Origin of the sequence: Azospirillum sp. B2RO_4 (genome assembly GCF_051124815.1) — a bacterium.
GTDB lineage: Bacteria > Pseudomonadota > Alphaproteobacteria > Azospirillales > Azospirillaceae > Azospirillum.
The window spans coordinates 280,510-304,448 of the sequence record NZ_CP118491.1 but is presented as its reverse complement, the minus strand read 5'-3'; the positions used below and the strand labels follow the sequence as shown (position 1 = coordinate 304,448).

Genomic DNA, 23,939 nt, shown 5'->3' with positions numbered 1-23,939 from the left:
GTTTCGGGGTGATATCGCTTCGCCGCCCGGAAAAGACGCGGCGAAGATGGACGCGGCAGAGAAAGTCGTCATGGAACAGCGCGTAACAGACAGGGTCTCGATCTGCATCCCGACCCGCAACCGCCCGGCCCTGCTGCGCGAGCTGCTGGACACGGTCTTCGCCCAGACCTACGGCAACTACGAAGTCATCATCACCGACAATTCGGACAATGACGAGACGCGCGACCTCGTCGCCGGCCGCTATGCCGATCCGCGCGTCCGCTATCACAAGAACGAGACCAATCTGGGGATGGACGGCAACGCGCGCCGCGCCTTCAGCTTCATCACCGGCGAGTTCTTCACCTTCACCGCCGACGACGATTTCTGGGACGCCGACAACCTGCGCCGCAAGGTCGATCTGCTGCGCCGGGTGCCGGAGGTCAACGCCTGCTTCTCCAACGCCCACCACATCCTGATGGACGGGCGCCCCCACCCGCAGCCCTTCCACAGCACGCTGCGGCCGGGGGTGGAGGCGGTGATCGACGGCTATTACCTGAACCCGGTGTCGCTGCACGTCCCGCCGTCCCCGCCGCTGTTCGTCAACACCCTGACCGGCCTCTACCGCACCGCCCAGTTCCTGGCGCCGATGGTGGAATCCTGGGAATGCGGGTCGGAGGAATACGCCCACTGGTATCTCGGCCTGTCGGGCCAGCGGCTGGGCTACCTGTTCGATCCGCTCATCACCATCCGCGACGGCGAGCACAACTGGGAAATCCAGACCGGCAACGGTGCGGTGACCAATTACCGCAAGTCGCCGGAAACCCGCGCCGCCCAGCTGAACCGCATCTACACCACCCTGCGCGCCAAGCGCGGGGATGAGCTGACGAAGATCGACCGGCAGGTCGAGCTGGCGGTCTTCACCTTCCTGGTCGAGCAGGTCGGGCAGGCGGCGGTCCAGTATATCGGCAGCTTCCCGCTGATCACGGTGGCCGACTTCAACGCCTACATCCAGGAGCGCAACCAGCGCCAGGCGGCCCAGGCCCAGGCGGCCCGGGCATGAGCGCCGCCGTTCCCGCCCCGCTCGTCAGCATCCTGATCCCGGCCTACAACCGGGAGCGCGAGATCGAGGAGACGATCCGCTCCGCACTGGCCCAGACGGTGCGAGACATCGAGGTGGTGGTGGTGGACAACGCCAGCACCGACTGCACCTGGGCGATCTGCCAGCGGCTGGCGGCGGAGGACGGGCGGCTGCGCCTGTTCCGCAACGATGCCAACATCGGCCCGGTCAACAACTGGCGCCGCTGCGTCGCCGAGGCGCGGGCTCCGGTTTCCAAGATCCTGTTCTCCGACGACCGGCTGGAGCCGGCCTATCTGGAGCGCACCCTGCCCCGCCTGCAGGGGCGGGTCGCCTTCGTCTTCACCCCCGCGAAGCTGGTGGACGAGGCGGGGGCGTCGCACGGCGTCATCCATCAGTATTTCGTCGACACCTTCCCGTCCGACACCTTCGTCTTCGAGTACCTGTCGAACTTCGGCGGCCTGCCGGTGTCGCCCTGCGCCGCCCTGTTCCGCACCGCCGACCTGCGCGACGGCATCGTCAGCGATCTCGGCCCCGGCCCGGGGGGAAGCTCGGCCGCCGATTTCGAGGCGCATGGCGCCGGCCCCGACTGCCTGATCTATCTGATCGCCGCCAGCCGCTATCCCTATGTCGTCTATGTCGGCGAGCCGCTGGTCACCTTCCGGCGCGGCGGCATCACCTCCGACCTCGTCGCCAGCGGGCGCTTCTTCACCTGCTACCACCATGCGCTGATGTGGTTCATGAAGTCGCCGATGGCCCCGCCGCCCGCCCGGCTGGCCGCCGCCGCCCTGTGGCGGCAGGAGGTGCGCAACGCCCGCCGGGTCATTCCCTATGAGGACCATCTGCGGGCCTATGGGATCGATCCGGCGCCCTGACAGCGCTGAGGGCCGGGACAGCGAGGATCGCAGCATGGCGCATGAACAGGACTCCGCCGCACCGAATGCCCGGAGCGGCGACGCGATGCCACCGCCGCCCGCTTGTCCGCCCGCCTCGCTGACGGACCGGATCGCCGGCCTTCTCCTCGAGCTGGAAGCGTGGCGGCAGGCCGGCACCCCGGCGGGCAGGCGGTTCGAGAGCGCCATCCCGCAGCTTGCCGCCCATCGCCTGCCGCTGCCCGCCGATGGCGAGGCCCCTTTCCAGGATCGGCTGGCCGCGCGGCTGGCCGACCCGCAGGATCTGCCGGGCCTTCTGCCCCTCCTGGCAAAGCTGGCGTTCGACACCGGCTTCACGGAATGCGCCCGCAGCTGCCTGGAGGCCGCGGCGAGGCTGTCGCCCTCCGGAGACATCCTTCTGGAGCTTGGCCGGATCGTCGAACGGCAGGATGGCCCCGGTCCGGCGCTCGCCATCCACAAGCAGGCCCTGAAGGCAGATCCGTCCAGCATGGCGGCGCTGCTCGGCATTTGCCGCGCCTTCGGTGCGGCGAAGGACACGGATGCGCTGATCGGGCTGGGTTCGGCCATGATCGGCGCCGGCATCGACGATCCGGAACTCCATGCCCTGATGGCGCGGTCGCTGGCGGCGGCGGGACGCGGCGGCGAGGCCATCGACCATCTCGACCGCGCCCGCAGCCGTTTCCCCGGCAACGACGGGCTGGAGGCGGTGCGGCTGGACTGCCTCCCACCCGGATCGCAGGCGTGGACCGATGCCATCTTCGCCACGCTCCAGCACAAGAGCGGGCTGGACTCCCAGCATGCCGTCGCCCTGCTGACCCGCCATCTGGTGGACCAGGGCGCGGCCTTCCCGGCTTCGGATCTCATGCTGCCGGAAGCGCTTGCCGAAGGCACTCCGGCTCGGCTGGTCATCCGCTTCAACCATGAAGCCCCGGCCGACGGATCACGGGTGGACATCGACGGGATCGCCGCCGCCGGAGCCGGCCCGGATGCCCCCGTCTGGTACAGGAGCTGGCTCGGCCCTCCGTCCCTCCACCGGCTCGAACCGCCCGCCAATCTGGACCGGACCGCAGGCGGGACCTTTACCGCCCATGCCCGCACGCATTCGCCCAACTATGCGGCCGACACCGCGGAAGCCCGCGAGCGGCTCGCCGCCAGGGGCGTGCCGGTGGCGGAGGAGACCGGCTTTCCCCACTGGTACGGCAGCGGCGGCCGCCGGCTCTACGACATTCCCGGCGCGCATCTGTTCGACCTCAGCCTGCTCGACCGCAATGGGGCCTTCCTCCACGGCTTCAGCTATCCCGACCAGCTGTTCGGCGGCGGGTCGGTCCTGATGAGGCGGACGGAGGCGGGCACCTGCCAGGCCTTCCTGCCACTGTCCGGGCCGCCTCTTCGTCACAAAGGGAAGGCGCAGCTGCTGAGCGCGAGCTTTCACAACAACGTCTATCACTGGCTGATCGACGATCTGCCCCGCCTCCAGGCCTATGGCGCCGGGCCGTTCGGACGGAACGGAGACCCTCTGCTGCTCAACGCCCGGCTCGCCCAGGTGCCGTTCGTCCGCGAAACCATCGCGGCGCTGGGCATCGGCGGGCAGATCGCGACCTATCCGGCCGACCGGCTGGTGGCGGTCGACCATCTCCAGGCCGCCCCCGGCTTCGAGAGAGGCTATGCGCCCGAGGATGCGGCGGCCTTCCGCGACTGCCTGCTGCGGGCCTTCGGCGCGCCGACCCGGCATCCGGGCGACCGCATCATCTATGTGTCCCGCTTCGACGCCGCCTCCCGCCGCGAGACGAACGAGGCGGAGGTCCGCCATTTCATGGAGTCGATCGGCGCGCTGTGCGTGTCGGCGTCCGAACTGGCGATGGAACAGCGCGCCCAGCTGTTCTCCCGCGCGCGGCTGCTGATCGGCGCCAACGGCGCCGGCATGACCAACATGCTGTTCTGCCCGCCGGGAACCCCCGTCATCGAAGTGGCGCCGACCTTCCCGCATCCGTGCTACTGGCTGCTGGCGTCGGCGCTGGGGCTGCCCTACCACGTGCTGATCTCCGGCTTTCCGCAGGAGAACCTGAATTTCCAGGTGGATCTCGGGGCGTTGCGCCGGCTGGTGACGGATCTGCTGTAGAGGCCTGCAGCCCTCCGCTCAGGACGCGCGCGCCGCGATGTCCTGCTGGATGCGCTCCCAGATGCCGGTAAAGATGCGGTCCCAGGAATGCTGGTCCAGCACCTGCCGGACGACGCCGGCGCTGCGCCGCTCATACTCCTCCTGCGGCATCGTCAGGGCGCGGGCGATGATGGCGCGGTTGGCCTCGGCGTCCTGGGTCAGCTCGATGGCGTAGGGGGAGCGGAAGCCGCTTTCCGGCGTGACCATCGGCACCAGGCCGCGGGCGCAGTTCTCCAGGATGGCGGTGGCCTGGGCGTCGCGCGAACTGGCGTGGATGTAGAAGGCGCAGTTGTCCTTGATGAAGCGGTCCTGCTGGGCCGACGTGTTGTCGACCCAGCCGAGCGAGACGAACTCGTGCCCGTTCAGGCGGACACGCTGGTAGGGGTGGGGGCGCAGCGCGCTGCTGCCGGCATGCAGCACGGCACCGGTGCCGGCGACGCTGTTCAGCAGCAGGTCGAAGCCCTTGTGCGGGGCGAGGTCGCTCATGTGCAGCAGGCCGCGCATGCTGGCTTGCGAATAGCCGCGCGGCGGAGCGAAGCGGTGGCCTTCGCAGCCCATGTCGATGCGGACGATGCGGTCCTTGACCCGGCCCAGCATGTCGTCGGCCGGCAGGGCCTGGATGCGTTCGTACCAGTAATCGCCGCAGATGCCGAAGATCAGCCGCGCCCCCTGGAGCTGGCTGTCCATGAAGGGGCTCCAGTTCCTGTGCTCCTCCACCGGTTCGGGCAGCAGCGGCAGCATCAGGTAGGTGTTGGGATGGGCCGGCTGGCCGGGTTCCAGCGCGTTGTCGCGCACCCAGTCGTCGGCGAGCCCGCCGGCGGAATCGAAGCTGGTGTGGCCAAGCAGGATGTCCGCCGGGTTCCGCGTGACGCGCGAGGCGTTGAAGCTGTCGAGATGCACGTCGGTGAAGCGGCCGAGCACGCGGCGCGCATGCTTGCAGATCTCCGCGTTGTTCGCCTCGTACTTGTCGTAGCTATCGCGGCGGAAGGTGTAGGGCGTCCAGAAGAAATGCAGCATGCTCGGTCTCTGTCGATCTATTGCCGGGCGATCTATTGCTGGGCGATCCAGGCCAGCATGTCGGAAACGCCGCGGCGCGCGTCGACCTTCGGCTCCCAGCCCAGCAGGCGGCGGGCCTTGGCGATGTCGGCGACGAAGATGCGCTGGTCGCTGATGCGCGGCGGCAGGCGCTCGAACCGCATCTCCACCCCGTGCAGCTCCTCCAGCAGGCGGAACAGCTCCAGCAGGGACAGGCTGTTGGCCATGCCGCCGCCGATGTTGAACACCTGACCCGCCACCGCGTCGGCCCGTTCCACCGCGCTGAAATAGAGGGTCTTCATGTCCTCGGCATGCAGCACGTCGCGGACCTGCTTGCCGGTGCCGCTGATGGTGAAGGGGGCCTTCAATTGCCCAAGCCCGGCCCGACGGCCAGCCTCGACCGCCAGACCGCAGAACCAGCCGACCCAGCCCTGGTCGGCGGTGGCGTATTGCCGGCCGCCATACATCGAGGAATGGCGGAACACCACGGTGCGCAGCCCGAACACCCGGTGATGATCGAGCATCATCTGGTCGGCCGCGCCCTTCGAGGTGCCGTAGGGCGAATGGAAGTCGAGCGGGGCGGTCTCGTCGAAGCCGTCGGGGAAGGCCGGGGCGACGTAGCGGGTCTCCGTCTCCTCGTACGGCGTCCATTCCAGGTCGCCGTAGACCTTGTTGGTCGAGCTGTAGAGCACCAGGGCGTCCGGCGCCGAACGGCGCACCGCGTCCAGCAGGTTGAAGCTGCCCAGCGCATTGACCTCGAAATCCAGCCGCGGGTCGGCCAGCGAGGTGGTCATCGCCACCTGCCCCGCCAGATGGAAGACCACGTCCGGCCGCAGTTCCGCCACCGCGCGCTGCACGTCGTTGGGATTGCGGATGTCGCCATGGCGGAACTCGAACTCGCCCCGGCCGCGCAGCCAGTCGAGGTTCAGCGTACTGCCGCGGCGGGACAGATTGTCGAAGACGCAGAGCTCCTCGCCACGCTCCAGAACGGCGGCGGCGAGGTTGCTGCCGAGGAAGCCGCAGCCTCCGGTGATCAGGTAGCGCACGGGAGAGCTCCGGTATTTTCGGGCAGTTTTTCGGGTGGGTCGAGGAAGGCCAGGGTCTGCCGCATGCCCTCGTCCAGCGGGGTCGTGGCCCGCCAGCCGAGCCTTGCCGCGGCCTTGCCGGCGTCGGCGACGATGCTCATCACCTCGTCCGGGCGGTAGGGCAAGGCGCCCCACACCAGGGCGTCGCCGCCATGGCCGGCGGCGCGGGCCGCGGCCTCGCCCAGGGCGCGGATGGTAATCGGCGCGCCGGAACCGAGATTGACGATCTCGCCGACCGGGAAGTCCGCCAGCTCCGCCAGCCGCAGGCAGGCCTCGGCCACGTCGCCGACATAGACATAGTCGCGCAGCTGGCCGCCGGCGGTCAGTTCGGTGCGCCGGCCGTCGCGGCAGGCGCGCAGGATCATCGGCACGAATTTCGTGTCGTTCTCCAGCGGGCCGTACATGCCGAAGGGCCGGACGACGGCGAGCGCCAGACCGTGCGACGCGGCGGTGCCGAGCGCGGCGAGCGTCGCCGCCGCCTTGGTGATGCCGTAGAGGCTGCGCGGGGCCGGCGGCGCGTCCTCGGCGATCGGGCGGTCGGAGGGGCCGTATTCGTAGCAGGTGCCGACATGGACGAAGCGACCGACTTTCGCCTGGGCCGCCGCGCGCACAAGGTGCAGCGTGCCCTCCAGGTTGGTGCGGGCCGAGGCCGCCACGTCCTGGAACCGGTAATCGACGCCGTAGGCGGCGCAATGGACGATCAGGTCGGGACGCGCCCCCGCCACCGCCGCCGCGATCTCCTCCCCCGATGCGGTCAGGTCGAGCCGCACCGGCTCCGCCGCGACACCGAGGCGGGTGAGGCGCCAGTTCCCGCCGCCCTCCCGGCCGGCGGCCAGCACCGTCCAGCCGGCGCGGCCGAAGCGGTCGGCGACATGGGCGCCGAGGAAGCCGCCGGAGCCGGTGACGAGAACACGCATTGGGACGCGCATCGCCCGGCGGCCCTCAGCCGGCCGTCCGCGCCCGGACGAAGCCGCGGATGACGTCCAGCATATAGTCGATGTGGGCGGCGGTCAGACCGGGATAGACGCCGATCCACAGGGTGCGGGCGGTGACGACGTCGCTGTTGGTCAGCTCGCCGACGACGCGGTGCGGGCGGCCCTTCATGTAGGGCTGGCGCAGCAGGTTGCCGCCGAACAGCTGGCGCGTGCCGATGCGGGCGCGGGTCAGCTCGCGGGTCAGCTCGTCGCGGCTGAAGGGGGCGTCGGCCGCCACGGTCAGCGGGAAGCCGAACCAGGACGGGTCGCTGTTCGGCGTCGCTTCCGGCAGGATCAGGACATCGGCCAGTTCGGCCATCCCGGCCTTCAGGCGGGCGAAGTTGACCTTGCGCGCCTCGATGAAGCCGTCCAGCCGGTCCATCTGGCCCAGCCCGACCGCCGCCTGCATGTCGGTGATCTTCAGGTTGTAGCCGAGATGGGAGTAAATGTACTTGTGGTCGTAGCCGTGCGGCAGGTCGCCGAGCTGCCAGTTGAAGCGCTGCTTGCAGGTGTTGTCCTGGCCCGGCTGGCACCAGCAGTCGCGGCCCCAGTCGCGGAAGGATTCCAGCGAGCGCTTCAGCTTGGCGTTGCTGGTGAAGACCGCCCCGCCCTCGCCCATCGTGATGTGGTGGGCCGGGTAGAAGCTGAGGGTGCCGATGTCGCCGAAGCTGCCGACCAGCTTGCCGTCATAGCGGGCACCCAGCGCGTCGCAGCAATCCTCGACCACCCACAGACCGTGCTTCTCGGCGACGCGGGTGACGGCGGCGAGGTCGAAGGGGTTGCCCAGCGTGTGGGCCAGCATGATGCCGCGGGTGCGCGGCCCCACCGCCTCTTCCAGCAGCCGCATGTCCATGTTGTAGGTCGGGATGTCGACGTCGAGGAAGACCGGCACCATCCCGTTCTGCAGGATCGGGTTCACCGTGGTCGGGAAGCCGGTGGCGCAGGTGATGATCTCGTCGCCCGGCTTCAGCGCACGGTCGCCCAGCAGCGGCGAGGTCAGGGCGGTCAGCGCCAGCAGGTTGGCCGACGAGCCCGAATTGACCGTCAGCACGTTGCGGGCGCCCAGGAACTCGCCCAGCCGCTTTTCGAAGGCATCGTTGAAGCGGCCGGTGGTCAGCCAGAAATCGAGGGCGGAGTCCACCAGCAGCGCCATCTCCTCGCCGCCATAGACCTTGCCGCTGACGGGGACCGGCGAGTGCGCCGGGTCGAAGGGCCGGTCGGCATGGGCGACCTCCGCATATTCGGCCACCAGATCGAGGATCCGGCGGCGCAGGTCTTCCCGGCGATCCGTGGAACCGGCTGACGACGAGGGGGCCGGCGAGGAGGAAGAGGAGGTCATGACGGTCTCACGGAAGAAACGGTGATGCGAAAAGGACGCCGGCCGCCTCAGGCGGCCGGACGGGCCTCGTTATACGCAAGAAGCTGGGCCGACATAAGGGCGGGGATGTCCTGGCCGCGGCCATAGGCGCGATACCACTCGACGGTGCGGGCCAGCGTCTCCGCCAGATCCCAGCGCGGCGCCCAGCCCAGCCGCTGCCGCGCCTTGGAGCAGTCGAGCGCCAGGAAACGGTTCTCGTGCGGGCCGGCGGGGCCGCTGTTGTCGACCCAGGCGGCGCCGTCACCCCACAGCGAGGCCAGCCGGTCGGCCACCCAGTGGACCGGGCGGGCGCTGCCCTCGGCCGGGCCGAAATTCCAGCCTTCGGCATGGGTCGCCGGTTCGTTCCAGGCGGCTTCCGCCAGCATCAGGTAGCCGTGCAGCGGGTCCAGCACATGCTGCCAGGGCCGGGTGGAATGGCGGTTGCGCACCACCGCCGGACGGCCGTCCAGGAAGGCGCGGATCAGGTCGGGGACCAGCCGGTCCTCCGCCCAGTCGCCACCGCCCACCACGTTGCCGGCGCGGCCCGACACCAGGGCGACCGGGCTTTCCCCCGGCGGGAAGAAGGACTGGCGGAAGGCGGCGGTCACCAGCTCCGCGCAGCCCTTGCTGTTGCTGTAGGGGTCGCGGCCGCCCATCGGCTCGTTCTCGCGATAGCCCCAGACCCACTCGCGGTTCTCGTAGCATTTGTCGCTGGTGACGTTGACCACCGCGCGCACGCTGTCGACGCGGCGTACGGCGTCGAGCAGATGCACCGTGCCCATGACGTTGGTGGCGTAGGTCTCCACCGGGTCGCGGTAGGAGCGCAGCACCAGCGGCTGGGCCGCCATGTGGATGACGATGTCGGGACGGGCGGCGGACAGCGCCGCCTCCAGCCGGTCGCGGTCGCGGATGTCGGCGATCTCGCTGCGGTGCAGCCGGTCGCGCAGGCCCGCCGCCTCGAACAGGCTGGGGCTGGTCGGCGGCTCCAGCGCGTAGCCGGTGACGCGCGCCCCCATGGCAGAGAGCCAGAAGCCGAGCCAGCTTCCCTTGAAGCCGGTGTGGCCGGTCAGGAAGACCGACTTGCCGGACCAGAACGACGCATTCGCGGACATCGGGGCGGACATCGGGGCGGTTACCAGGTCTTCCAGGGCGGGTTGCCGGCGGTCCACAGATCCTCCAGCAGGCGCTTGTCGCGGATGGTGTCCATGCACTGCCAGAAGCCGTCATGCTTCCAGGCGTGCAGCTGGCCATCCTCGACGAGGCCGCGCAGCGGTTCCTGCTCCCACATGGTGTCGTCGCCGTCGATGTAGCGGCCGACCGTCGGCGACAGCACGAAGAAGCCGCCGTTGATGCGGGCGCCGTCGCCCGGCAGCTTTTCCTGGAAGGCGGAGATGCGGTCGCCCTCCAGCTCGACCACGCCGTAGCGGCCGGGTGGATGCACCACCGTCATGGTGGCGGCGCGGCCATGCGCCTTGTGGAAGGCGACCGAGGCGGAGATGTCCACATCGCCGACACCGTCGCCGTAGGTGAGGCAGAAGGCCTCCTCCCCCTCCAGATAGGGCAGAACGCGCTTGAGGCGCCCACCGGTCAGGGTGGACTCGCCGGTTTCGACCAGCGTGATCCGCCAGGGTTCGGCAAGGCGGCGGTGGACCTCGACCGTGTTGGTCCGCAAGTCGATGGTCACGTCCGAATTGTGCAGGGAGTAGCTGGAGAAATACTCCTTGATCGCATAGCCCTTGTAGCCCAGGCAGATGACGAAGTCATTGATGCCATGCGAGGAATAAATCTTCATGATGTGCCAGAGGATCGGCTTGCCACCGATCTCCACCATCGGCTTGGGCCGCAGGTCCGTTTCCTCGGAGAGCCGCGTTCCAAGGCCGCCGGCAAGTATTACAGCTTTCATTTCCCGCAGCTCTTCCAATTCAGGAGTGGACCAGGGCAGAGTATTAAGCAATTTGTGAAAAAACGGTCAAGCACAGGTGCTCGGCAGCCTGCATGGACTCCAAAGGTCACGGCGGAGAGTTGCCTCAGCGCCACCAGGCATGATCGTCGGTGATCTCGGGATCGGGGATGTGGATGTCGCTGCCCGGCGGCAGGGCGACGAGGTTGACGGCGCCCACCCCGTCGAAGACGTCGTCGGGGTTGCCGGCGAAATTGCCGGGGTCGAACAGGCGGGCGGTGTGCCACCACACCCGGTAACCCATCGACCGGATCAGCCCGATCAGGGCGGGCGAGCGGTCGCGCCGGTCGTTCTCCACATACAGCACCGGCCGATGGCGCGCGATCAGCCCGGACGCCCCGCGCAGCACCGCCTCCTCCATGCCCTCCACATCGGCCTTCAGCAGGCGGCAGGACGGCAGGTCGAGGCTGTCCAGCGTCACCAGCGGGACCAGTTCGCCATGCTCCCAGCCGCCGAGGGCGAGGGCGCCGAAATTGTTGGAGCGGCCGGGGTCGAGCGTCGGCACCCGGATGGATCCGGCCTCGCTTCCCACCGCCATGCGCCGGGTCCGCACATTGGCGACGCCGTTCAGGGCCAGATTGGCGGAGAGCAGGTTGAACAGCATCTCCTGCGGTTCGAAGGCGATGACGGAGCCGGACGGCCCGACCATGCGGGCCAGCGGCAGGGTCTGGGCACCGATGTTGGCCCCCACCTCCACCGCCACGTCGCCCGGACGCAGGATCGAGCGGAACACCACCACCTCATGCTCGGCATATTCGCCGTAGAGGTCGAGCGAGCGGCCGACATACCGGTCGTTGCGGTTGTAGACCATCAGCCCGTGACGGCAGGGCCGCATGCGGTTGAAGCCGCCTTCCAGATCCACCGGCCCGCCGATCATCCGTCTCGTCTCCGCCCTGCCCGACCCGTCCTGCCCAACCCGTCCTGCCCAACCCGGGCCACACGGCCCGGACCACACGGCCCATGGCCCTTGCTGTAATCCAAAGCAGGAACCGGAAGCCACGACTTTCCGTCCGCGCGACCTTCCGCCCACGCGGCCCGTCACCGCATCTCCGGCATTTCGCCATGGCACAGGACCGGGGGAGGCGCTACACCTAGCCCCCGTCGCCACCTTCGGCAGTCCCCTCGGGAGAGCAGCCCCATGTGCGGTTTCGCCGGCTTCGCCGGACCCGGCGGCGAGCGCGACCTCGCCGTCATGACCAGCATCATCCGCCACCGCGGTCCCGACGACGACGGCGTCTATGCCGACCGCGGCCAAGCCGACCACAGCGGCGCCCTGCCGGTCCATCTGGGCTTCCGCCGCCTCGCCATCATCGACATCGAAGGCGGCCACCAGCCGATGGCGACGGCGGAGGGCGATCTGGTCATCGTCTACAACGGCGAGATCTACAACGCGCCGGAGCTGCGCCGCGCGCTGGAGCAGGCCGGCCACCGCTTCGTCACCGACCATTCCGACACCGAGGTGCTGCTGCACGGCTACCGGGAATGGGGCCTGGACATGCTGGAGCGGCTGAACGGCATGTTCGCCTTCTGCCTGCATGACCGCCGCCGGGGCCGGCTGGTGTTCGGCCGCGACCGCTTCGGCAAGAAGCCGCTGTTCTATGCCGAGACCGCCGACGGGCTGGTCTTCGCGTCGGAGGCCACGGCGGTGCTGTCCCACCCGTCGGTGCCGAACGGGCTGGACCGCACCGCGCTGGTCAAGTATTTCGCCTACGGCTTCATCCCGGCGCCGCTGACCGCCCATGCCGCGGTGCGCAAGCTGCCGGGCGGCTGCAGCATGGTCTACGACCTGACCAGCCGGCGGCTGTCGGTCAGCCGCTACTGGGAATACCGGATGGTGGTGGACGACCAGCCGCCGGGCGGTCCCGATGAGTGGGCGGAGGAGCTGCGCGAGCTGCTGGACCGCGCGGTGGAACGCCGCATGCTGAGCGACGTGCCGGTCGGCTTCTTCCTGTCCGGCGGCATCGACAGCGCCGCCATCGTGGCGCTCGCGGCCCGCCACCGCGACCCGGCGTCGATGAAGACCTTCACCATCGGTTTCGACGAGCCGAGCTTCGACGAGAGCGGCTATGCGGCCGACGCCGCGCGCCATTACGGCACCGACCATGCCTGCCGCACGCTGAACCTCGACACCGCGGCGGGGATGCTGCCGGAGCTGCTGGGCCGGCTGGACGACCCGATCGCCGATCCGTCGATCCTGCCGACGCACCTGCTGTCGCGCTTCGCCCGCGAACGGGTGACGGTGGCGCTGACCGGCGACGGCGGCGACGAGCTGTTCGCGGGATACGACACCTTCGACGCGCTGCGCACGGCGCGGCTCTACCACCATGCCGTCCCCCGCCCGCTGCACCGGCTGGCGGAGGCGGTGGCCCACCGGCTGCCGCGCTCGGACCGCAACATGAGCTTCGACTTCAAGCTGCGCCGGGCGCTGCGCGGGCTGGGGCACCGGCCGGCGCACTGGATGCCGGCCTGGCTGGGTCCGGCCTCGGTGGAGGAGGTGTCGCGGCTGTTCGGCACCGACCTCTCCGCCGACGAGCTCTATGACGAGGCCGACGCCCTGTGGCGGTCGGGCGCCAGCCGGCACGACGTCGACCGCTCCATCGAGTTCTACGGCCGCTTCTATCTGGGCGAGAACCTGCTGATCAAGGCCGATCGCGCCAGCATGTTCTGTTCGCTGGAGACGCGCTCGCCCTTCCTCGACCGCGACCTCGTTGCCTTCGTCAGCCGCCTGCCGGCCGGCGTGAAGCTGCAGCCGAACGGCATCCGGGGCGGGACGCGGAAATGGATCCTGAGGAAGGCGATGGCGCCGCTGCTGCCGCCGGCGATCCTGTCGCGGCCCAAGAAGGGCTTCGGCATCCCGCTTAGCCGCTGGCTGCGCCACCTGCCCCAGCCGCCGCTGGAGACCGCGGCGCGCATCGGGGTGGACGGCGCCTGGCTGGCCGCCCGCTGGGACGAGCACCGCAGCGGACAGGCCGACCACCGCGGCCTGCTGTGGGCCTGGACCGCGCTCGCCACCGCGCTGGACCGCCCGGCCCAGACCCCGGCACCGCCCCTGGCACCGATGGAAAACGCCGCATGAGTTTAGACAGCCTGGATCGTCCGCTCCCCCAAACGCATGAGAGTGGGACGCGTGGGGGAGCGGACATGCACGACGCTGCCCGCACCGGTTCCCGCGCCTCGTCGTTCGCCCGCATCCTGGTCCGGCTTCTGCTGGTGCTGGGGGCGCTGATCGTCGTCTATCAGTTCGGCCGGAACATGCAGGCGAGCAGCGGCCTGCCCTATTGGGACGACTGGGGCTATTTCTTCGGCACCGCCCAGGGCGTGCAGCAGCCGCTGACCTTCCATTCGATCTTCGCCAAGGACAGCGACCATGTCGCGCCCTTCTTCAAGCTGCTGACCCACGGGCTGTGGCATGCCATCGGCGTCGATTTCATCGCCTTCCGGCTGGTCGGCTGGCTGGCCTTCGCCGCGATGCTGGCCACTTACGCGCTGGTCCTGCTGCGGGACTGCGTGCGGTCGAGTTGGGATGCGGTGCCGGTGGTGGCGGCCGGGCTGTTCCTGACCGGCACGCTGAACAACGAGTATTTCTATTACCAGCACATGGGGCTGGCCCAGCCGATCTTCTTCACCTGCCTGTTCCTGTTCCTCCACACGCTGGCCCGCGGACGGCTGGTGCTGGCGACGCTGTTCCTGCTGGCCTTCGGCTCCACCGGGGTGTTCGGCGCCAGCTATGCCCTGGGAGCGGCGGGGGTCGGGGCGGTGCTGGCCCTGCGCCGGGAGGGGCGCCGGTGGGAGACGCTGGCGGAGGGGCGCACGCTGGTGGCGGTCGGCGGCGGGCTGCTGCTGACCGTGGCGATGCTGTGGATGACCTTTCACGGCTCCTACGCCAACCACACCGGCCAGCCGCTGGTGCTGCCCTGGCATCGGGAGTTCTGGGCCTTCCTGTTCGGCGCCTTCGCCACCGCCGCCGGCCTGCCGGTGGAGACGGTGGGGGCGCCGCCGTCCCTGGCGGCGGGGGCCGTGGCGTTCGTGCTCTGCCTGATCCCGGCGGTGCTGCTGCCCTTCGGCCGGGCGGGCGTCGAGCGGCGGCATGCCGTCTTCTGCATCGCCTCGCTGATCGCGGGGGCGGTGATCGTCACCATGACCACCGCCCTGGGCCGGGCCGGGCTGTGCGGCGACGGCATCGCCGCCGCGATGCGCTGCGGCACCATCCCGCGCTATGCCTATCCGGTCCTGCTGGCCTTCCCGGCGGCGGTCGCCGGCTGGACGGTGCTGACGGGCGGGCGGGGGAATGGGACAGCGCGGGTGGAGCGGGGAACTGCCGCCGGGCTGATTCTAGCCGCCCTGCTCGTCCTTGGACACAGCGTCGGCGGCTCCCTGCTGCGGCATTGGGAGGTCGCCGGCCTCAACCGGATGGTGGCGGAGCGCGACAGCGAGGCGCAGCGCTGCATCGCCAGCCATCTGCAGGCCATCCGGACGCCGGGCCAGACGGCAGGCGGGTTGGATTGGCAGCAGCCGCTGGTCTGCCCGTCCAGCTCGCCGCGCAACATCGCCCCCTTCCTGCACGCGGCCTACGACCTGAAGGCCGACTTCCTGGCCCCGATCCTGAACGATGCGGCCAACCGGCCGGAGCGCCCGATCCTGCAGACCCTTCTGCGCAACGGGATGCTCGATGACGGGGCCGGCGCCCTGCGGCTGAGCATGGCGGTGCGGCCGGCCGGGACGAATGACGGGGTGAACGGCTCCCTCGACCGGATCGAGCGCATTCCCAACGGCCCGCTCGCCCTGGCGGGATGGGCCGCCGACATGACCGTGCCGGCGCCGGCGGCCTTCGTCCTGGCGGCGGTCGGCGACCGCATCGTTGCCACCGGCTCCACCGGCAGCGCGCGGTCCGACGTCGTCAACGCCTTCCACGAGGAACGGCTTCTCAACAGCGGCTTCACCCTGCCGCTGCCGGCCGAGGTCGCCGGCCAGCGGATCCGGCTGTTCGTCATGGCCCATTCCGGCGCCTTGAAGGAACTGACGCCCCCCGGCGGGGTGGTGGCGGCGCCGCCCTGACGCAAAAAGGCCCCGCACCGGGAAGGATGCGGGGCCTTTTTCTTTGGGGACAATCAATCGCGGATGCTGCGGTCCACCGGCGGCGGTTCGTCGAAGTTCAGCATGGTCTTGATGGAATAGTGGCTCTTGCCCTGGCTCTCGAAATAGATGCGGACCAGCAGCTCGGCCAGCAGCCCCATCAGGATGCACATCACCCCGGTGACCAGCCCCATCGTCACCAGGAGCGGCAGCGGCGTCAGGATGAAGGAGATGCCGTCGACCAGCTTCAGGTAGATCGCATAGATGCCGGCCAGCACCGACAGCCCCATGAACATCAGGCCGGCGAAGCCGAAGATGTAGATCGGCTTGGTCTCGTACTGGGTCAGGAACTTCACGACGACGAGGTCGAGCACGACCTTCAGCACCCGCTCCAGCCCGTATTTCGACTGGCCGTGGCGGCGCGGGTGGTGACGCACCGGCATCTCGGTCAGCTTGGCGCCCTGCCAGCGGGCGTAGATCGGCACGAAGCGGTGCATCTCGCCATAGAGCCGGTAGCCCTGCAGCATCTGCCGCCGGTAGGCCTTCAGTGTGCAGCCATAGTCGTTCAGCTTCACGCCGGAGATGGTGGAGATCAGCTTGTTGGCCATCCGGCTCGGCAGCGTGCGCAGCAGGAAGCCGTCCTGCCGGTCGGCGCGCCAGCCCGACACCACGTCGTACCCCTCGTCCAGCTTGGCGAGCAGTCCGGCGATGTCCTGCGGGTCGTTCTGCAGATCGCCGTCCATCGGCACGATGACGTCGCCGCGGGCATGGTCGATGCCGGCCATCATCGCCGCGGTCTGGCCGACGTTGCGGCGGAAGTTGATGACGCGGATGCGGCTGTCCGACGCCACGCGCTGCAGCTCCGCCTCCGTCCCGTCGGTGGAGCCGTCATTGACGAAGATGACCTCGAAGCTCCGCCCCAGCCCGTCGAGCGCCGGGATCAGCCGGCCGCACAGGGGGGCGATGTTGTCCTCCTCGTTATAGACCGGAATCAGGACGGAGACGGAAACCGTGCCCATGTCCGTGGTGGCGGATCCGGGGGTAAGCAGGAGGGTCATCGAACGGGTCCGGAGGCTGCTGGTCATCTGTGGGTGCGATGCCGGGCCATGGTATGGCCGCTGGATCCGGCAAGCGCAACGGCTAATTGGGTTGCGAATTCAGGCGTTGAGGATTCAGGCGTTGAGGATTCAGGCGGGGCGGCGTTCGCGCAGGACGGTCAGGTCGATGACGGCGCCCAGCAGGGCCACCATCACCTGAAAGGCGAGGATGCCGAAGCCCAGCGCCAGCGACTGGGCGTGGGGCACGCCGACCAGATCGAGCAGGCCGACCAGTGACGCCTCGCGCAGGCCGATGCCGGCGACGGTGACCGGCATCAGCACGATCACCGACATCAGCCCGATCACCGCGCTCCACACCGAAAAGGGCTGGTCGATGCCGACCGCCAGCCCCAGCGCCTGACTGCCGGCGACCGCCGCCACCTGCACCGCGATGCCGCCGGCGACCGACAGCAGGGCCCGCCCCGGCCGGCGCGTCTGGTCGCCCCAAGCCTCCAGGAAGCGGCGCAGCGGGCCGAGCAGCAGGGCTTCGCGCCTCGGCCCGGCACGCCAGCCGAGCAGGGCCAGCAGAAGGGCGCGGGCCGGCGCCCAGGCCAGCAGAACGGTCGCCGCGACCAGCCCGGCCAGCACCAGGACCACGCCCACCAGCAGGCCGTCGCCGAAGCGGGCCGACTGCACCGCCAGCCCGCCGCCGGTCAGCAGCAGCAGCCCGACGATCCCCGTCACCTTGTCGAAGGCGACCGCCGAGACGATGCGGCCGCCGCCGATTTCTCCCTGGCCCTGCCCGCGCCCTTGCCCCCGCCCTTCGTCGCGGCTGAGCCGGTAGGCCTTCACCGCCTCCCCCGCCAGCTGGCCCGGCAGCACCAGCGCATAGAGCTGCGCCACCAGCGTGTAGGCGAGCAGCCGCCCCGCCCGCAGCTCCGGCAGCAGCACCCGCAGCTTCAGCGCGTTCAGCACATGCATCAGGAAGAACAGCAGGCCGGCGAGCGCCATCAGCCCAGGCGACGCCACCGCCAGCACCCGCCCGACCTCCGCCACGTCGACCCGCCACAGCAGCAGGGCGACCAGCAGCGCGCTGACCAGGGCTTTCAGGCCGGGACGCATTTAAAGATGCCTTTTCATGAAGTCATGAAGTGATGTGAGGGGTTTATGCCCTCTCCCGTCCCGGGAGAGGGAGGGGACCCACGAAGTGGGGAGGGTGAGGGGTGACCCAAGAATCCCGAACCGCATGGCTTCGTGCCTCACCCCTCACCCTTCCCACCGCTTCGCGGCGGGCCCCTTCCCTCTCCCGAGGCGGGAGAGGGAGAGCACTCACGACCCCGGCCGGCGGGCCAGCACGTAGATGTAGTCGCCGTGCGACCAGGAATTCAGGCGGAAGATGTGATAGAGCGCCTCGGCAAGGAAGCGGCGGCCGGGGCCGTAGTCGCCCTCGGTGCCCTGGCCGCTGGCGGCGCCCAGGACGTTGCGGTAGAGCGGCGAGAAGAAGGGGAAGCCCCATTCCACCACCCGCTCGATCTCCAGCCCGACCGACTGGATCTTGGCCTGCAGCTCGCCGCGGGCATAGTTGCGGTGATGGCCGACCGTGCGCTCGAAGTCGCGCATCCGTCCCTGCAGGGTGGAGACCAGCAGGTAGCGGCCGGTCATGGCGGCGAGGTTGCGCAGGGCCGTGACGTCGTCCTCGATATGCTCGACCACGTCGGTGCAGACCACCAGATCGAAGCGGCGGTCGAGATGGCCGGCGGCGACGTCGAGCAGGCCGAACTCGGCGTTCGGCGCCCGGCGGCGGGCGACGTCGATGGCCTTGGCGGCGAAGTCGAGGCCGGTGTAGCTGGCCTGCGGCTTCAGCGGCATCAGCGTGGCGAGCAGCGAACCCTGGCCGCAACCGACGTCAGCCAAGCTGTCGTAGTTCAGCGGGCGCACCATCTCGGTGACGATGCGGCGCAGATGCCGCCCGGTCGGGCCGTATTTGCGCATGTCGTTCCAGCGCCGTTCCCAGCTGTCGTCGTAATCGACGCCGCCGGGATGGTCGGCCGCCGCCGCGGGCAGGGGAGTGTTGGCGGACTTGAATGCGTCGTCGCTCATGCGGGCCTCCGGCGCAGGATGAATTCGTTGCAGCCCGTCGGCACGCGCGGCGGACGGACCTCCAGCATGTCGAAGCCGAGCGCGTCCATCCGCACCCGCACCTCGTCGGCACTGGCATATTCATAGGGGTAGCCGCCGAGCCAGTCGGTCACGTCCACCCAGAACTCCATGCCGCGCTCCTTGCGCAGCGGGTTGGAGCCAGTGATCGCCCAGGTCGCCAGGAACATCAGCGACCCCAGCGTCCAGTCCCAAACTTTCCGAATGAGGCCCGGCGACAGATTGTAGACGATCTTGATCAGGGTCCAGATCGGCGAGGTCCAGTGGCGGTTGTAGAGCGCCAGCACGAAGGTGCCGCCCGGCGCCACCAGCGGCGCCACCGTCTCGATCGCCGGCCACATCGACCCGGTGTGGTGCAGCGAGCCCCAGGCGTAGACCACGTCGAAGCGGCCGAGCGAGCCGACGAAGCCGGTGTCGAGCGCCGAACCGCGGCGGAACTCGATGCGGTCGGCCAGCTCGGGCGCGAAGCGGCCCAGGTTGCGGCGGGCCACCTCGACCCCGGTGGGGTTGACGTCGAAGCCCAGCGCGCGGCCGACGCCCAGCTTGCCGGCGGCGATGGTGAACAGGCCGGAGCCGGACCCGACATCGCAGAAGCTGGCATCCTTCAGCCGGTCGGTCCCGACCAGCCCCTTCAGGCTGTCGATGGCCGCCACCAGCCGCGGCTCGTCCAGCACGGTGCGCGAGTAATGGTCCCAGTTCTCGCCGAAATCGAAGGCCAGGGCGGGAGTGCCGGCCGGGGTTCCGCCCCCGCCGTCCGCCGTCTTCACCGGTTCCGCCACGCTGTCCGATCCCTTGCTGTCCAAGCCCACTCTGCCGCGCCGCCATACGCTCCCGAAAGCCGCCGGATGTCAACAGCACGTCAAGCGGCGTCCCTCACTCCGCCCCCTCACTCCGCCCCCTCACTCCGCCCCCTCACTCCGCTTGGACCGACCGGACCTGTCCTGTAGCCTTGCGACCAGCGAGCGACAGGTCGCGGTAGGCGGCGGCGACGGCGCGCCAGGAGAAATGCTCGACCACCCGGCGGCGGCCGCCCTCGCCCAGCCGGCGGCGCAAGGGCGCGTCCTCGGCCAGACGGGCGAGCGCGGCGGCAAGCGCCGGGGTGTCGTCGGCGTCCAGCATCAGGCCGGTCTCCTCCTCCACCACCAGATCGCGGTTGCCGGCGATGCGCGTCGCCACCACCGGCAGGCCGGCGGCCATCGCCTCCAGAACCACGTTGGGCATGCCCTCGTCGCGCGAGGGGAAGACGAAGGCATCGGCGGTGCGGTAGGCGGCCGGCAGTTCGTCGCGCCCCAGCCAGCCGCGGAAGGCGATGCGCTCGGTCAGGCCGAGCCGGGCGGCCTGGGCCTCCAGTTCCGGCCGGGCGGGACCGTCGCCGACAATGGTCAGGCTGATGCGCCCACGCAGAGCCGGCGACAGGCTGGCGAGCGCCTCGAACAGCACGTCCAGCCCCTTCTGCCGCACCACCCGGCCGACGAACAGCAAGGACAGGCGGTCGCCGGCATCCGTCGCATCGGCGGGTGAGAAGCGGGCGGCGTCGACGCCGTTGGGGATGATGGCGATCGGCTGGTCGGGAGCGAAGCGGCGGGCGAGATCGGCCAGCCCCTCGCTGTTGGCGACGACGGCGGAGGACCGGCGCCACAGCCAGCCGATCACCGGCCCGGCCAGCCGGTGGTAGAGCGAGATGCCGTCATACTGGAAGCCCGGCACGTCGCCGCCGCGCAGGCTGACCGCATAGGGCACGCCGGACAGCGCCTTCACCATCCAGGCCGCAGGGCCGCAGGGCAGGCCGAAATAGGCGATGGTGGCGTCCGGACGCCAGCGGGCGGCGATCCAGGGCGCCATCACCAGCGAACTGGCGAGGAAGGCCAGCATCTCCACCACCGAACTGCGGTCGCGGCGGCGGCGCAGGGTGGGGATGCGGCGGATCTCCACCCCATCGGCCCGGCGCTCCGACCGCGGCAGATCGCCGAAGGCGGAGGTCAGCACCAGCACCTGTTCGCCCAAGGCGGCCAATTCGCGCGCGGTGTTGTCGGTGGCGTTGGCCGCCCCGCCGCCCAGCGGCGGAAATTCGTAATTGATCAGCAGAAGCCGTGCCATGCCGCGCGCCACATTCCCCGTTCGACGAGCGCCATTGATGGGCGGTGAGCGGCGGCGATGCAAGCGGTGAACCCGACCTATCCGCCCCTCCGGCCGGCAGAGTAATCGCCTATGGCAATTATGATCCTACACAAGGAAGCACGTCATTCCCGCGAAGGCGGGAATCCAGCCGTTTCAGTCGCTTTGCACGATGGTTTCCTGGATCCCCGCCTTCGCGGGGATGACCGAAGTCCTTTTATGGGATTCTGGATTCCATATGCGATTGCCCTGTTCCGGCCGGCGCCGGTCCTTTGCAGCACCGGCCATCTCTGCTACTGATCGCGCCGGTTTCCGATGCTGTCCGAAACCAGTTCCTCAACCGGGGCGATGCGGTCCTTCATGAACATCCAGCAAGCCTTCGCCACGGCTCTCGGGTTCCAGCAGAGCGGCCAGGCCGGGGAGGCCGCCCGTCTGTATGGCGAGATCGTCGCCGCCGACCCGCAGTTCGCCCCCGCCGTCAACAATCTGGGGCTGCTGCGCGCCAACGACGGCCGCGATGCGGAAGCGGTGGCGCTGTTCCGCCGCGCCCTGAGCCTGTCGCCGGACTCGCTGAACGGCTGGAACAACATGGGGGCGCTGCTGACCCGGCTCGGCCGGACGGAGGAGGCGGTGCGGGCCTACCGCGCCTCGGTCCGGCTGAAGCCCGACCAGCCGGCCGCCCTCAACGAGATGGGAATCCAGCTGGAACGGCTGAAGCGTGCAGACGAGGCCTGCGACGCCTTCGCCCGCGCGGCGACCCTGGCGCCCGGCGATGCGGAGATCGCCAACAACCACGGCGCCATGCTGCGCATGGCCCACCGGCTGGACGAGGCGGCGGCGCGCTTCCGCCGCGCCATCGCGCTGAACCCTCACTATGCCGGGGCCTACAGCAACCTGGGCTCCACGGTGAAGGACAAGGGCGCCTTCTGGGAAGCGCTGCAGGCCTTCCGCCGGGCGACCCGGCTGGACCCGGACTTCGCCGGCGCCCACTGGAACGAAAGCCTGGTCCGGCTGCTGCTGGGCGATTTTGTCCAGGGCTGGCGCGGCTATGAATGGCGCTGGAAGCATGGCCGGCTGCCGTCGCCGCAGCGCAGCTTCGTCCAACCGCGTTGGGACGGATCGCCGCTGCAGGGGCGCCGGCTGCTGGTCTATTGGGAGCAGGGCTTCGGCGACGTGCTGCAGTTCGTGCGCTACCTGCCGCTGCTGGCACGCACAGCCGGGGGAACGGCCGAAGGGCAGCCGGTCTATCTGGAATGCCAGCGGGCCTTGCTGCCGGTGCTGCGCCGCCTGCCCGGCACCATCGCGGTGGAGACCGGCGGGCCGCTGCCCGACTTCGACGTCCAGATCCCGGTGCTGAGCCTGCCGGCGCTGTTCGGCACCCGGCTGGAAACCGTGCCGGCCCGCGTTCCCTACCTGACGGCGGAGCCGGAACTGGCGGCGCGCTGGGGCGAGCGGCTGAAGGGGTTGGACGGCCTGAAGGTCGGCATCGTCTGGGCCGGATCGCCGACCCACGGCAACGACAAGAACCGCTCCATCGGGCTGGCCCCCTTCGCAAGGCTGGCCGCCATCCCCGGCGTCAGCCTCGTCTCCATCCAGAAGGGGCCGACCGAGGGACAGGCCGCCGACCCGCCCGGCGGCTTCCCCCTGCTGAACCTGTCGCCCGACATCAAGGACTTCGCCGACACCGCCGCCATCATGGCCGGCCTCGATCTGGTCGTCTGCGTCGACACCTCCGTCGCCCATCTCGCCGGCGCCCTCGGCGTCCCGGTCTGGGTGCTGGTGCCCTTCGCCCCCGACTGGCGCTGGATGCTCGACCGCGACGACAGCCCCTGGTATCCGACCATGCGCCTGTTCCGACAGGACCGACCCGGCTCCTGGGACGACGCCATCGACCGGCTGGAGCAGGCGCTCCGCAGCCGCGCGTCCGGATAAGGATCAGAGGGCGGCGTAGGGGCCGTCGCGGTGGACCATCACCAGATCGACCTGCCACATCCGCTCGTCATTGGGACGGTAAAGCGGATCGACGATGTCCCAGACCTGGAACCCATAAGGCGCCATGGCGGCGATGATGCGGGGCAGGCGGGCATCCGGGCCGGCCACCGTCGCCTCGATCACGAAGGCGGCGTCCGGCTGCATCAGGGTGGCGGCACCGGCCAGCACCTCCAGTTCCAGCCCGTCGACATCGATCTTCACCAGCATCGGCCCGGCATAGCCGCGCTCGGCCCTCAGGCCGTCCAGCGAGATGGCGGGCACCGTGCGCAGGCCGGGCAGGGTGCTGTCCGGGCTCTCCCCCTCCAGAATGACGGAGGAATAGAGCCCGTCGTCGGACACCGCCAGCGGGACCGTGCCGTCCCGGCGGGCAACGGCGGCGATGTGGTATTCGGCGCTGCGCAGTTGCCCGCACAGGGACTGCAGGGCCGGCTCATTCTCGGCCACCGGCTCGATCAGCACATGGTGGGCGTCGGGAAAGACCTCGTAGAGCGGCGGAGTGCCGGTCTGGGCGCCGACGTCGATCACCGTGGCGGGGGTGAAGCCACGCCCGCGCAGCAGCGTCAGCGTCTTGTGCTTGCTCTGGCGGATCGCCGTCCGTTGCGACCGGATCAGCGCCAGCAGGGTCACCGCCATCGGGTCCGTCGGACTGACGCGCAGTATGGCGCGGTAGAATTCCTCCGCCCGTTCCAGGTCGCCGGAGAGATGAACGTCGAACGCGATCTTGAGGCCGTCGGCGATGCTCACGGCGTAACTGTCTCCCAGACCGGCGACCGCCCGGGCTTCGCGCGGCGGCGACTGGATGGCTGATTATAAAAGTGCCGCGCCGGACGGACCGGCGCGGCACAGTTTCGGCTGGAACCCTTTCCCGGGTCCATAGCAACAGTTGATGATATTTGCCCGTTTGTTCAAGCGCGTTCTTCGGAAACGGTCAGGTTTCCGCTTCGCCGGCCATGCATTTTCCGCAGACCGGTGCCTGCGCGCTTTTTCCGGGCACCGCCCCGGCCCGAAAGCGGGGATGCGCGGGACTGTCGATTGCGACTCGGGTCGGT

General features: G+C 69.7%; 19 protein-coding genes. 6 read left to right on the top strand and 13 right to left on the bottom strand.

Annotation, left to right across the window (positions count from 1 at the left end; all coding sequences use genetic code 11):
• Positions 1-70: 70 nt before the first annotated feature.
• The 3 genes from PWS46_RS29685 to PWS46_RS29675 are packed head-to-tail and all read left to right on the top strand — an operon-like array spanning position 71 to position 4,066.
• Positions 71-1,039, top strand: coding sequence for a glycosyltransferase family 2 protein (locus PWS46_RS29685; protein ID WP_434625422.1), 969 nt, complete (start codon positions 71-73; stop codon positions 1,037-1,039).
• Complete coding sequence (locus PWS46_RS29680) at positions 1,036-1,929, top strand: glycosyltransferase family 2 protein (protein WP_434625420.1); 894 nt, start codon at positions 1,036-1,038, stop codon at positions 1,927-1,929. The genes PWS46_RS29685 and PWS46_RS29680 overlap by 4 nt, the downstream gene beginning before the upstream one ends.
• 34 nt (positions 1,930-1,963) lie before the next feature.
• Entirely contained in the window at positions 1,964-4,066 is a 2,103-nt protein-coding gene (locus PWS46_RS29675; protein WP_434625418.1) for a glycosyltransferase 61 family protein, read from the top strand.
• Between the two features lie 18 nt (positions 4,067-4,084).
• Here PWS46_RS29675 and PWS46_RS29670 read toward each other — a convergent pair whose 3' ends face one another.
• The 7 genes from PWS46_RS29670 to PWS46_RS29640 form a co-directional block, all read right to left on the bottom strand.
• Complete coding sequence (locus PWS46_RS29670) at positions 4,085-5,122, bottom strand: hypothetical protein (RefSeq protein ID WP_434625416.1); 1,038 nt, start codon at positions 5,120-5,122, stop codon at positions 4,085-4,087.
• A gap of 32 nt (positions 5,123-5,154) precedes the next feature.
• Positions 5,155-6,186, bottom strand: coding sequence for a GDP-mannose 4,6-dehydratase (locus PWS46_RS29665; RefSeq protein ID WP_434625414.1), 1,032 nt, complete (start codon positions 6,184-6,186; stop codon positions 5,155-5,157).
• Positions 6,174-7,142, bottom strand: a complete 969-nt coding sequence (locus PWS46_RS29660; protein WP_434625412.1) for an NAD-dependent epimerase/dehydratase family protein — start codon at positions 7,140-7,142, stop codon at positions 6,174-6,176. Before PWS46_RS29660 ends, PWS46_RS29665 begins: the two co-directional genes overlap by 13 nt.
• 25 nt (positions 7,143-7,167) lie before the next feature.
• The gene (gene rfbH, locus PWS46_RS29655) at positions 7,168-8,538 is read right to left on the bottom strand and encodes a lipopolysaccharide biosynthesis protein RfbH (protein ID WP_434625410.1); all 1,371 of its coding nucleotides are present in this window, start codon (positions 8,536-8,538) and stop codon (positions 7,168-7,170) included.
• Between the two features lie 47 nt (positions 8,539-8,585).
• The gene (gene rfbG, locus PWS46_RS29650) at positions 8,586-9,668 is read right to left on the bottom strand and encodes a CDP-glucose 4,6-dehydratase (protein WP_434625408.1); all 1,083 of its coding nucleotides are present in this window, start codon (positions 9,666-9,668) and stop codon (positions 8,586-8,588) included.
• A gap of 20 nt (positions 9,669-9,688) precedes the next feature.
• Positions 9,689-10,459 carry a glucose-1-phosphate cytidylyltransferase gene (gene rfbF, locus PWS46_RS29645; protein WP_149273765.1) on the bottom strand — a complete coding sequence of 257 codons (771 nt, stop codon included), beginning with the start codon at positions 10,457-10,459 and terminating at the stop codon, positions 9,689-9,691.
• A 124-nt stretch (positions 10,460-10,583) separates the two neighbouring features.
• Positions 10,584-11,393, bottom strand: a complete 810-nt coding sequence (locus tag PWS46_RS29640) for an FkbM family methyltransferase (RefSeq protein ID WP_434625405.1) — start codon at positions 11,391-11,393, stop codon at positions 10,584-10,586.
• Positions 11,394-11,654: 261 nt separating this feature from the next.
• Here PWS46_RS29640 and asnB point away from each other — a divergent pair, with 261 nt between their 5' ends.
• Positions 11,655-13,592, top strand: a complete 1,938-nt coding sequence (gene asnB / locus PWS46_RS29635) for an asparagine synthase (glutamine-hydrolyzing) (protein ID WP_434625403.1) — start codon at positions 11,655-11,657, stop codon at positions 13,590-13,592.
• Positions 13,593-13,657: 65 nt separating this feature from the next.
• The gene (locus tag PWS46_RS29630) at positions 13,658-15,571 is read left to right on the top strand and encodes a hypothetical protein (RefSeq protein WP_434625401.1); all 1,914 of its coding nucleotides are present in this window, start codon (positions 13,658-13,660) and stop codon (positions 15,569-15,571) included.
• A 53-nt stretch (positions 15,572-15,624) separates the two neighbouring features.
• On the opposite strand, the gene PWS46_RS29625 is transcribed toward PWS46_RS29630, so the two are convergent.
• The 5 genes from PWS46_RS29625 to PWS46_RS29605 all read right to left on the bottom strand — a co-directional run bounded on the left by PWS46_RS29625 (position 15,625) and on the right by PWS46_RS29605 (position 20,880).
• Complete coding sequence (locus PWS46_RS29625) at positions 15,625-16,647, bottom strand: glycosyltransferase family 2 protein (protein WP_434625399.1); 1,023 nt, start codon at positions 16,645-16,647, stop codon at positions 15,625-15,627.
• A 129-nt stretch (positions 16,648-16,776) separates the two neighbouring features.
• Positions 16,777-17,748: a lysylphosphatidylglycerol synthase transmembrane domain-containing protein gene (locus PWS46_RS29620; protein ID WP_434625397.1), complete on the bottom strand. Its 972-nt coding sequence runs from the start codon at positions 17,746-17,748 to the stop codon at positions 16,777-16,779.
• 207 nt (positions 17,749-17,955) lie between these two features.
• Complete coding sequence (locus PWS46_RS29615; RefSeq protein ID WP_434625395.1) at positions 17,956-18,726, bottom strand: class I SAM-dependent methyltransferase; 771 nt, start codon at positions 18,724-18,726, stop codon at positions 17,956-17,958.
• Positions 18,723-19,586, bottom strand: coding sequence for a class I SAM-dependent methyltransferase (locus tag PWS46_RS29610; RefSeq protein ID WP_434625393.1), 864 nt, complete (start codon positions 19,584-19,586; stop codon positions 18,723-18,725). Before PWS46_RS29610 ends, PWS46_RS29615 begins: the two co-directional genes overlap by 4 nt.
• 109 nt (positions 19,587-19,695) lie before the next feature.
• The gene (locus tag PWS46_RS29605; protein ID WP_434625391.1) at positions 19,696-20,880 is read right to left on the bottom strand and encodes a glycosyltransferase family 4 protein; all 1,185 of its coding nucleotides are present in this window, start codon (positions 20,878-20,880) and stop codon (positions 19,696-19,698) included.
• Between the two features lie 378 nt (positions 20,881-21,258).
• Here PWS46_RS29605 and PWS46_RS29600 point away from each other — a divergent pair, with 378 nt between their 5' ends.
• Entirely contained in the window at positions 21,259-22,830 is a 1,572-nt protein-coding gene (locus tag PWS46_RS29600; RefSeq protein ID WP_434625389.1) for a tetratricopeptide repeat protein, read from the top strand.
• A gap of 3 nt (positions 22,831-22,833) precedes the next feature.
• Here the strand turns inward: PWS46_RS29600 and PWS46_RS29595 are convergent, their stop codons facing one another.
• On the bottom strand, positions 22,834-23,634 hold the full coding sequence (locus PWS46_RS29595; RefSeq protein WP_434625387.1) for an FkbM family methyltransferase: 801 nt from the start codon (positions 23,632-23,634) through the stop codon (positions 22,834-22,836).
• Between the last annotated feature and the right edge of the window lie 305 nt (positions 23,635-23,939).

Bases quoted from the DNA above. Each gene is read 5' to 3' on its own strand.
- PWS46_RS29625 (WP_434625399.1), bottom strand. From the start codon at position 16,647: ATGACCCTCCTGCTTACCCCCGGATCCGCCACCACGGACATGGGCACG.
- PWS46_RS29615 (WP_434625395.1), bottom strand. From the start codon at position 18,726: ATGAGCGACGACGCATTCAAGTCCGCCAACACTCCCCTGCCCGCGGCG.
- PWS46_RS29660 (WP_434625412.1), bottom strand. From the start codon at position 7,142: ATGCGTGTTCTCGTCACCGGCTCCGGCGGCTTCCTCGGCGCCCATGTC.
- rfbG (WP_434625408.1), bottom strand. From the start codon at position 9,668: ATGTCCGCGAATGCGTCGTTCTGGTCCGGCAAGTCGGTCTTCCTGACC.
- PWS46_RS29640 (WP_434625405.1), bottom strand. From the start codon at position 11,393: ATGATCGGCGGGCCGGTGGATCTGGAAGGCGGCTTCAACCGCATGCGG.
- PWS46_RS29685 (WP_434625422.1), top strand. From the start codon at position 71: ATGGAACAGCGCGTAACAGACAGGGTCTCGATCTGCATCCCGACCCGC.
- PWS46_RS29600 (WP_434625389.1), top strand. From the start codon at position 21,259: ATGAACATCCAGCAAGCCTTCGCCACGGCTCTCGGGTTCCAGCAGAGC.
- asnB (WP_434625403.1), top strand. From the start codon at position 11,655: ATGTGCGGTTTCGCCGGCTTCGCCGGACCCGGCGGCGAGCGCGACCTC.
- rfbF (WP_149273765.1), bottom strand. From the start codon at position 10,459: ATGAAAGCTGTAATACTTGCCGGCGGCCTTGGAACGCGGCTCTCCGAG.
- PWS46_RS29605 (WP_434625391.1), bottom strand. From the start codon at position 20,880: ATGGCACGGCTTCTGCTGATCAATTACGAATTTCCGCCGCTGGGCGGC.
- rfbH (WP_434625410.1), bottom strand. From the start codon at position 8,538: ATGACCTCCTCTTCCTCCTCGCCGGCCCCCTCGTCGTCAGCCGGTTCC.
- PWS46_RS29675 (WP_434625418.1), top strand. From the start codon at position 1,964: ATGGCGCATGAACAGGACTCCGCCGCACCGAATGCCCGGAGCGGCGAC.
- PWS46_RS29620 (WP_434625397.1), bottom strand. From the start codon at position 17,748: ATGCGTCCCGGCCTGAAAGCCCTGGTCAGCGCGCTGCTGGTCGCCCTG.
- PWS46_RS29630 (WP_434625401.1), top strand. From the start codon at position 13,658: ATGCACGACGCTGCCCGCACCGGTTCCCGCGCCTCGTCGTTCGCCCGC.
- PWS46_RS29670 (WP_434625416.1), bottom strand. From the start codon at position 5,122: ATGCTGCATTTCTTCTGGACGCCCTACACCTTCCGCCGCGATAGCTAC.
- PWS46_RS29680 (WP_434625420.1), top strand. From the start codon at position 1,036: ATGAGCGCCGCCGTTCCCGCCCCGCTCGTCAGCATCCTGATCCCGGCC.